This is a genomic window from Pseudomonas sp., from assembly GCF_026224925.1.
Taxonomy (GTDB): domain Bacteria; phylum Pseudomonadota; class Gammaproteobacteria; order Pseudomonadales; family Pseudomonadaceae; genus Aquipseudomonas.
This window is the reverse complement of record NZ_JAMFRV010000003.1, coordinates 1-8,111: the sequence shown is the minus strand read 5'-3', so window position 1 is coordinate 8,111 and position 8,111 is coordinate 1. Positions and strand designations below refer to the sequence as shown.

General features: G+C 57.3%; 10 protein-coding genes. 4 read left to right on the top strand and 6 right to left on the bottom strand.

Going from position 1 to position 8,111, the window contains the following annotated elements:
- Both M0974_RS00170 and M0974_RS00165 read right to left on the bottom strand, forming a co-directional pair.
- The coding region (locus M0974_RS00170; protein WP_297831029.1) for a mechanosensitive ion channel domain-containing protein at window positions 1-1,007 on the bottom strand (1,007 nt) is incomplete at its 3' end.
- 238 nt (window positions 1,008-1,245) lie between these two features.
- Window positions 1,246-2,007 (bottom strand): SDR family oxidoreductase, encoded by a 762-nt coding sequence (locus M0974_RS00165; RefSeq protein ID WP_297831025.1) that lies wholly within the window; start codon window positions 2,005-2,007, stop codon window positions 1,246-1,248.
- Between the two features lie 235 nt (window positions 2,008-2,242).
- Between M0974_RS00165 and M0974_RS00160 the strand changes: the two genes are divergently transcribed.
- Window positions 2,243-3,247, top strand: coding sequence for an NADP-dependent oxidoreductase (locus tag M0974_RS00160; protein ID WP_297831022.1), 1,005 nt, complete (start codon window positions 2,243-2,245; stop codon window positions 3,245-3,247).
- A 122-nt stretch (window positions 3,248-3,369) separates the two neighbouring features.
- On the opposite strand, the gene pyrF is transcribed toward M0974_RS00160, so the two are convergent.
- A complete protein-coding gene (gene pyrF, locus M0974_RS00155) occupies window positions 3,370-4,068 on the bottom strand; it encodes an orotidine-5'-phosphate decarboxylase (protein ID WP_297831020.1) in 699 nt (232 codons plus the stop codon).
- A 178-nt stretch (window positions 4,069-4,246) separates the two neighbouring features.
- Here pyrF and M0974_RS00150 point away from each other — a divergent pair, with 178 nt between their 5' ends.
- Window positions 4,247-4,414, top strand: coding sequence for a DUF2897 family protein (locus tag M0974_RS00150; protein ID WP_297831017.1), 168 nt, complete (start codon window positions 4,247-4,249; stop codon window positions 4,412-4,414).
- On the opposite strand, the gene M0974_RS00145 is transcribed toward M0974_RS00150, so the two are convergent.
- Entirely contained in the window at window positions 4,411-5,241 is an 831-nt protein-coding gene (locus tag M0974_RS00145) for an ABC transporter substrate-binding protein (RefSeq protein ID WP_297831013.1), read from the bottom strand. The genes M0974_RS00150 and M0974_RS00145 overlap by 4 nt on opposite strands.
- A gap of 91 nt (window positions 5,242-5,332) precedes the next feature.
- Window positions 5,333-5,956 carry a TetR/AcrR family transcriptional regulator gene (locus tag M0974_RS00140; protein WP_297831010.1) on the bottom strand — a complete coding sequence of 208 codons (624 nt, stop codon included), beginning with the start codon at window positions 5,954-5,956 and terminating at the stop codon, window positions 5,333-5,335.
- A 182-nt stretch (window positions 5,957-6,138) separates the two neighbouring features.
- On the opposite strand from M0974_RS00140, the gene M0974_RS00135 reads away from it, so the two are divergent.
- Window positions 6,139-6,681 carry an exonuclease domain-containing protein gene (locus M0974_RS00135; RefSeq protein WP_297831006.1) on the top strand — a complete coding sequence of 181 codons (543 nt, stop codon included), beginning with the start codon at window positions 6,139-6,141 and terminating at the stop codon, window positions 6,679-6,681.
- A 103-nt stretch (window positions 6,682-6,784) separates the two neighbouring features.
- On the top strand, window positions 6,785-7,069 hold the full coding sequence (locus tag M0974_RS00130) for a pyrimidine/purine nucleoside phosphorylase (RefSeq protein WP_297831004.1): 285 nt from the start codon (window positions 6,785-6,787) through the stop codon (window positions 7,067-7,069).
- 54 nt (window positions 7,070-7,123) lie between these two features.
- Here M0974_RS00130 and M0974_RS00125 read toward each other — a convergent pair.
- Window positions 7,124-8,111 (bottom strand): ATP-binding cassette domain-containing protein (locus M0974_RS00125; protein ID WP_297831001.1); only part of this gene is annotated, 988 nt, incomplete at its 5' end.

Genomic DNA, 8,111 nt, shown 5'->3' with positions numbered 1-8,111 from the left:
TCGGTAAGGCCACGCAGCGCGCTCACCATATTGAGTGCCGCCAGCGCGCGGGTTGCAGGTCGCACTTGCACCTTGTTTTGACGCAGGGTTTCCGAGGCATTGAGTTGACGATAGATCAGGTCATACAGCTGATTACGCACCGCCCCACGGCGATCCCGGGATTTAACGTAACCGGTCACCTCATATTGCACGCTACGCAGGCCGGACGTTTTGACCACTGCACTGCCTTTGGGCTTCGCCAATAATTCCCGACAGCCCTGTATGGCGTTATCCAGCGCATCCAGCACCAGGCTGGGGCGCAAGCGCACCGGCAGCTCAATGGTCAGCACCACGGAATGAAAATGGTCCGGGCGGCTTAGGTTAACAATTCGGGTTTTCGCCGCCATGGCGTTGGGGATCACTACCATGCTGCCGTCGGAGGTCAGCAGGTAGGTCGAGCGCCAATCGATCTCGATGACTTTGCCCTCGACATCGTCGACGCTGATCACGTCGTCAACCCGGAAAGGCTTGGTTGCGTTGAGCACAATCCCGGAAAATACGTCGCCCAACGTGCTCTGCACCGCGAGGCCGAGGATGATTGCCACCGCGCCGGAGGTGGCCAGCAAGCCCTTGACCGGAAGATCGAGGATGTACGCCGCCGCCGCGACGATTGCGACCAGAAAGATGATCGCGCCCATCAAATCCTGTAGCAAATGCCCTTTGCCGCCGATACGGGGCTCCAGCGCCACTACCGCCAAGGCGGTCAATGCTCGGGCGCCAAACAGCCACCAGATGATTGCCAGCAACGTCGCCAACGTGTGTCGCGCCGAGCCGAGCACCTCGGGAACTGGAACCAGCGGGCTCAGACCACCGTTCAACAAGGCCATGCTGAACAGCAGAAACAGCACCAGACGCACCGCCATTTTGCGGCGCATATACTTGGGGTCGACCCATTGCCAAAAGATCAGGTCGACAACCAAAAATAGCGAAGCACTCGCCAGCGGATAAGCGAACCACGGGGAATCCATCGACACACTCCAGACACATCGGCAGCCATAAGCAGCGAGCTTAGCCGATCAGCGTGTGGATTATGTTGACCAATGCCGGTGTTTCTCCAATATCTCCAGGATTTCGCTTACCTATATCCTTCAGACAGAACATCATCCCTGTGGGAGCCAAGCTTGCTTGCGAAGGCCATCCCACGGTGGTGCCTGACCCGACGCTTTCGCCAGCAAGCTGACTCACACATTAGTATCTGCGGCGCCATCAGTACGCCGTAACGCCGCCGTCCACGGGCAATGCAAGGCCGGTGGTGAAGCTTGCGCCGTCGCTGCACAGATAAAGCACCGCGCTGGCGATTTCTTCGACTGTGCCTACGCGCCCCACTGGATGCATGACAGCAACAAACTCAGCTTTTTTGGGGTCGGCCTCATAGGCGCGGCGATACATATCGGTATCGATCACGGCCGGGCAAACGGCATTGACGCGGATCTTCTTTTTCGCAAACTCAATCGCCGCCGACTTGGTCAGGCCGATGACGGCGTGCTTGGACGCACTGTAGATGCTCATCTTCGGTGCAGCGCCCAAACCGGCAACCGATGCGGTGTTGACGATAGCGCCGCCGCCCTGGGCCAGCATCAGCGGTAGCTGATACTTCATGCACAGCCAGACGCCCTTGACGTTAACCCCCATGATCGCGTCAAACTCGGCTTCGCTGCCCTCAGGCAAACGACCTTTTTCAATCTCGATACCGGCGTTATTAAACGCATAGTCGACACGGCCATACGCATTGACCGCCTGCGCCATCATGCTTTGCACATCGGCTTCTTGGGTAACGTTGCAGCGTACGAACAATGCCTCACCACTCGCCGCATGAATCAACGCGACAGTGCCTTCAGCACCCTCGGCGTCCACGTCCGCCACCACCACTTTCAAGCCCTCGGCGGCAAACGCCAACGCGGTAGCGCGACCAATGCCAGCGGCTGCGCCCGTCACCAAAGCCACTTGGCCGGAAAAAGTCATGCTCATGTAATAGTCCTCAGACGGTGGGATAGCGAAGCAGTCTAGCCAGTGGCCGTCAGCGCACGTCAGCACTATTACGGACCCGGTTATGTGCTTATGCGCAGGAGTGATTAAGCCTGTGGAGGTTTAATCACGGCGCTGGATTGGTGCGCATTCGCCAGACGGACAAGCCTTGCCTGAACGTGCGCCAACGACTATCACGTAGCTGCTATTACTTCCGTCTACAAAAAGAGCGACCGCTATGACCAACCAGATCAATCGTCAATTCCTACTTGCGAAACGCCCGAGCGGCGCTGCAAGCAGGGAAGACTTTACCTACCAGCAAGTGCCTGTTGCAGAAGTCGCAGCGGGTCAGATTTTAGTCAAAAATGAGTACCTGTCCCTGGACCCGGCCATGCGTGGCTGGATGAACGAGAGCAAGTCCTATATCGCGCCGGTCAACCTGGGCGACGTCATGCGCGCCCTCGGCGTTGGCAAGGTGATCGAGTCGAAAAGTCCCAACTTTGCAGTGGGCGATTACGTGCAGGGCGCACTGGGCGTGCAGGATTTCTTTGTTGGCGAACCAAAAGGCTTTTACAAGATTGACCCAGCCCTGGCACCGCTGCAGCGCTATTTGTCAGCCCTGGGCATGACCGGCATGACCGCTTACTTTGCTCTGTTGGACGTCGGCGCGCCGAAAGCTGGCGATACAGTGGTGATCTCGGGGGCGGCGGGCGCAGTGGGCAGCGTTGCCGGGCAAATCGCGAAAATCAAAGGCTGCCGGGTCATCGGCATCGCTGGCGGCCAAGAGAAGTGTCAGTCGCTGATTGACGAGCTGGGGTTTGATGGCGTCATCGATTACAAGAATGAAGATGTGGTGGCGGGTTTGAAACGCGAGTGCCCGAAGGGTGTAGACGTTTATTTCGACAACGTCGGTGGCGACATACTGGACGCCGTGCTGTCTCGTTTGGCGCCCAAAGCGCGCGTGATTATCTGCGGCGCGATCAGCCAGTACAACAACAAGGAAGCGATCAAGGGACCGGCCAATTACCTGTCGCTGCTGGTCAACCGCGCACGCATGGAAGGCTTCGTAGTGATGGACTACGCCGCACAATTTGCCACCGCCGGGCAGGAAATGGCTGGCTGGCTGGCCTCAGGTCAACTCAAAAGCAAGGAACACATTGTTGATGGCCTGGAGACCTTTCCCGAGACCTTGCTCAAGCTGTTCAAAGGCGAGAACTTTGGCAAGTTGGTGTTGAAGGTTTGACCAGGATGAGGAATGACTGAATACCGCGTTGCTTGCTTCCCGAATAAATTCGGTCCCACAGGTAATCGGCGATCCCCCTGTGGCACCGAATTCATTCGGGATGCCTCTTAGCTGCAGATGTCTTACGCCAAACCGGCGACTATCTCAGCCAGCGCTTTGGCTGGATCGGCGGCCTGGCTGATCGGGCGACCGATGACGAGGTAGTCAGAACCCGCGTCGAGCGCCTGACGCGGGGTCAGGATGCGGCGCTGGTCGTCCAATGCGCTGCCCGCAGGACGAATGCCCGGGGTCACCAATTGCAACGTCGGATGGGCCGCTTTCAATGCCTGGGCTTCCAGCGCGGAACACACCAGACCGTCCATACCGGCTTTCGCCGCCAACGCCGCAAGGCGCAACACCTGCACTTGCGGCTCTACATCCAGACCAATATCGGCCAAGTCTTCACGGGCCATGCTGGTCAGCACCGTGACGCCTATCAGCAACGGCTTCGGTCCGCTGCGCTGATCCAGCACCTCACGGCACGCCGCCATCATGCGCAAGCCACCTGAACAATGAACGTTGACCATCCACACACCCATCTCTGCCGCAGCCTTTACTGCCATCGCGGTAGTGTTGGGGATGTCGTGGAATTTCAAGTCGAGAAACACCTCAAAACCCTTGTTGCGCAGGGTCTCAACGATGTCCGACGCGCAGCTGGTAAACAGTTCTTTGCCCACTTTGACCCGGCACAATGCGGGGTCCAACTGATCCGCCAGTTTCAACGCGGCGTCGCGGGTAGGGAAATCCAGGGCGACGATGATAGGAGTCTGGCAGGCGGACATGAGTGGGCTCTCGGGCAAGTCGAAATCGGCGCGGCATTGTAGCCGAACTGGTGGAACATCGGCAGAGCACAATCTGCCTGATGTCTAACTCTTTAACAAACTTGGTGCGGGACGCCTAGAATTGAACCACTGGCAATGAAGATTGCTCTATAGAAGTATCAGAACAAGGAGAGCTTTTATGCCGTGGTATGCGTGGTTAATTCTAGTAGTAGCAATCGGCTCGGTGGTCGGCGGTCTGTTGATGTTGCGCGACACTGCAACCAAGGTAGACATGACTGACGAACAGCTCAAACGCGTTAAACAGCGCAACGCGGAAATGGACGCCAAAGAAGCAAAAGATCGCTAATCGGTCCCATCAAACACCACCGCGCGGTGTGTTGGCAGCGGTGAGACTGGTGAGACTGCGATGCGGAACGGCTGGAATATCTTAAACATCTGGCCGTTTTGGCGAAGCTTTTGTAACAGCTCACTGAATTGATCGCCGGTGATTGCGGCGTTTGGGCTCAGCAGCGCGAAGTGCCGATAAATCTGGTCAACACGCACAGACACCAATAATTGGTTGGCCTCATCTTGGTTGCGCGCCAGGTAATCACTTAGGTACGAGCGTGTGACCAATGCAATGTCGGCGCGATCTCGCAACACCATCAGCAGATTGGCGTCGTGGGAGTACGTCAACGTGGCGTTGAAATGCTCGGCAAGGTATTTGGGATCAGCGTTGAAGCTGGCGAACTCGTAGTGATAGCCGTTGAACAACGCCAAGCGCTTTGTTTTGACGTCATCGAAATACGCTTGGGTTCGACCGTCGGCACGTTTGGCGACGAAGATTTCAGCGTCTTCGAGCCCCATGTCGACATCGACGTGAGGGATATTTCTCCAACCCCACTCCGGATTCTCGAAAATCGCCATGTCGATCCGCCCTTGCTCGAAATCGCGGAAGCGGCGTGGAATAGACGTCGGTACCAACACGAACTGAAAATCGCTTTGCTCCGCGTTCAGTGCTTCCAACAGCCTGGGCAACAAGCCGGTGTCTTCACCCTTTTCGGGACGGACGGTATACGGCGGAAAATGCGCTGCGCCCACCCGAACCAGTTGCGCCGCACAGGCCTGTAAAGTCCATAGCGTGCAGACCGACAACAGCAGTGCCTGGGAAGCTGTGCGCAATAGCGAAGACATCAAGACAGCGCACCTCTCAGTAACTGGACCCCGGCTAAACTATGCGTTTTTGAGCCGTTAAACAACGTCGATGAGCGACATTCGGTACGCGTTATGCGTCTTTTAAAACCATCAACAGCGCCTCTTCCGCCAACTGACCCAACGTCATACTGCCCTGCGCACTGAACCAGGTCGTGGTCCATGACAACGCGCCGGTCAGAAACCGCCGCGTGATGAACACGTCTCCCCTGATGTAGCCCGCGGCTTTGGCCTCGCCCAGGACCTGCAACCACAGGCTTTCGTAAATGTCCCGCAGCGCCAGTACCTGCACTTGCCCTTGCGGCGACAACGAACGCCACTCGTAGACCAACACCGCCATGGCCTCGCCGCTGCCACCCATGATCGATTGCAGTTCACAGCGAATCAGCGCCAATACTCGATCACGTACGCCACTGACTTCCTCCAGCGCCGCTCTCATCAAAGCAGTGTTGTAGCGAACGGTTTCCTCCATGACGGCGCGGAGAATTTCATCTTTGCTATTGAAATGATGAAAAATACTACCGGACTGGATGCCCACTGCGCTGGCTAAATCCCGCACGGTGGTGCGCTCGTAGCCTTTGTTGCGAAATAAGTGCGCAGCCACTTGCAGCAGCCTTCCCCGGGCGCTGTCGGGGGCGGTGAGCTGTCCGCTTGCCACCAACTCAATCATCACCCTCTGGGCTTTTTCATCGTGCATGATGTAAGTCCCCTTAGTGAGCCCCCTGAAAATAGCCAACACTGGCGCAATTTATGCTCGTACGGCCACCCAAGCAAGCGCTCGGGTGGTTGCAAGCATTCAACCGCTACACGCCATTGGACTTAAGAGGTTTATTGTGACTACGCTCAGCCTATCTTTGCGCTGTTTGACCGGAGCTCGATATGCCGCATTGGCTGGTGATTGACCTTGAGGCCACAACGGAGGACGGCGGCTGGCCGATAGCCGAAATGGAGATTATTGAGATCGGCGTGACCTTAGTGAATCAGGATGGCCGTGAACTGGACCATTTCGAGCGTTTTGTGCGCCCCCTGCGGCGTCCGTTATTGACTCATTTCTGCCGCGAGCTGACGCACATCAGTCAGGCCAATATCGACAGTGCGCAACCCTTCACCACTGTCTGGGCGCAGTTCGAGCGCTGGCTCGGTAATCACCTTCCGCGGCTGGCGGGCTGGGCCAGTTGGGGCGAGTACGATCGTCGGCAGCTGGAGCAGGAATGGAAGCATCACGCAGTGGTCAGCGGCTTGAGCACGCTGGAACATGTCAACCTCAAGCAACGGTTCATCGAGGCCCGTAAACTGACGCGGCCGTTAGGACTTAATGCGGCGCTGCAACTGGCCGGCATGCAATTCCAGGGGCAACAACACCGGGCGCTGGTAGATGCGCGCAATACGGCGCGGTTGCTGCCATTGGTTCTGCCACGTTGATTAGTTGCAACCAGGAGACGCAATTCTTAAAGCGGATGACGGCCTTTTATACGTTCGGCATACTGGACGACCTTTTTCAGCCCTTTTTTTCAAGGAATCGACCATGTTTAAAGTCAACGAGTACTTCGACGGCACCGTCAAATCGATTGCTTTCAGTCAAGCGGAAGGTCAAGCCACCATCGGCGTCATGGCCGCCGGCAAGTATGATTTCGGCACCAGCCAACGTGAGATCATGCACGTTATTTCCGGCGCGCTTAAAGTCAAACTGCCAGACAACGATGAGTTCGAAGAGTTTGCTGCAGGCTCTCAGTTCAACCTGCCGGCCAACTGCAAGTTCAAACTGGAAGTCGACGTCGATACAGCTTACCTGTGTGAGTACCGCGACTAACACAGAGCACAATTGTGCCTTCGGCGGCTCCTACCTAAAGGAGCCCTGCGGGCACTAAACCACTTCTTCCTGATGCACATTGAACTGCAACGCCGCCAACCGCGCATACAGCGGGTTGCTGGCGATCAGTTGTTGATGGGTACCCACCGCCACCAAACGCCCTTGATCGATCACAGCGATGCGGTCAGCATTCTGTACCGTGGCCAGGCGGTGGGCTATCACCAGGGTGGTGCGCCCCTTCATCAGGCTTGGCAAGGCTTGCTGAATCAGGTGTTCACTCTGCGCATCTAGGGCGCTAGTGGCCTCGTCAAGCAGCAGGATCGGCGCATCAACCAGCAACGCCCGGGCAATTGCCAGACGTTGACGCTGGCCGCCAGACAGGCCAAGGCCACCGTCACCCAGGTGGGTTTGATAACCGTCAGGCATCTGCAAGATAAACTCATGAGCATGCGCAATACGCGCAGCGGCCTGCACTTGTTCGATGGTTGCGCCGGGATTGCCGTAACGGATGTTCTCTTCGACGCTGCCAAAAAACAGCGCTGGCGTCTGCGAGACCATGGCAAAACAGCGTCGCAGGTCCAGTGGGTCAAGCTGAGTGATGGGCAAGCCCTCCAACAGCAGCCGACCCTGCTGCGGGTCATAAAAGCGCAGCAATAAATCAAACAACGTCGACTTGCCCGCCCCCGATGGCCCGACCAGCGCGAGCGTCTCTCCGGCTTCGATGGTCAGGCTGAATCCATCGATAGCGTTGCGCTCAAGGCGAGACGGATAAGCAAAGCTGACATTTTCCAAGGTGAGCTGACCACTCACCCGCTCCGGCAAGCGCAGCAGGTCGCTGACCGGTGGCGTGATCTCACTCGGCGCCTGAAGCAGCTCCGCAATACGCTCCGCCGCACCGGCCGCACGCTGCAGCTCACCGATGACTTCGCTCAACGTGCCGAACGCGCTGCCTACAATCAGGCTGTAAAACACGAACGCCGCCAGCTCACCACCGGAAATCCGCCCGGCGATGACATCCATACCGCCCACCCACAGCATCACC

Excerpts from the sequence above, each read along its gene's own strand:
- M0974_RS00130 (WP_297831004.1), top strand. The coding sequence starts at position 6,785 with ATGTTTAAAGTCAACGAGTACTTCGACGGCACCGTCAAATCGATTGCT.
- M0974_RS00165 (WP_297831025.1), bottom strand. The coding sequence starts at position 2,007 with ATGAGCATGACTTTTTCCGGCCAAGTGGCTTTGGTGACGGGCGCAGCC.
- pyrF (WP_297831020.1), bottom strand. The coding sequence starts at position 4,068 with ATGTCCGCCTGCCAGACTCCTATCATCGTCGCCCTGGATTTCCCTACC.
- M0974_RS00135 (WP_297831006.1), top strand. The coding sequence starts at position 6,139 with ATGCCGCATTGGCTGGTGATTGACCTTGAGGCCACAACGGAGGACGGC.
- M0974_RS00150 (WP_297831017.1), top strand. The coding sequence starts at position 4,247 with ATGCCGTGGTATGCGTGGTTAATTCTAGTAGTAGCAATCGGCTCGGTG.
- M0974_RS00160 (WP_297831022.1), top strand. The coding sequence starts at position 2,243 with ATGACCAACCAGATCAATCGTCAATTCCTACTTGCGAAACGCCCGAGC.
- M0974_RS00140 (WP_297831010.1), bottom strand. The coding sequence starts at position 5,956 with ATGCACGATGAAAAAGCCCAGAGGGTGATGATTGAGTTGGTGGCAAGC.
- M0974_RS00145 (WP_297831013.1), bottom strand. The coding sequence starts at position 5,241 with ATGTCTTCGCTATTGCGCACAGCTTCCCAGGCACTGCTGTTGTCGGTC.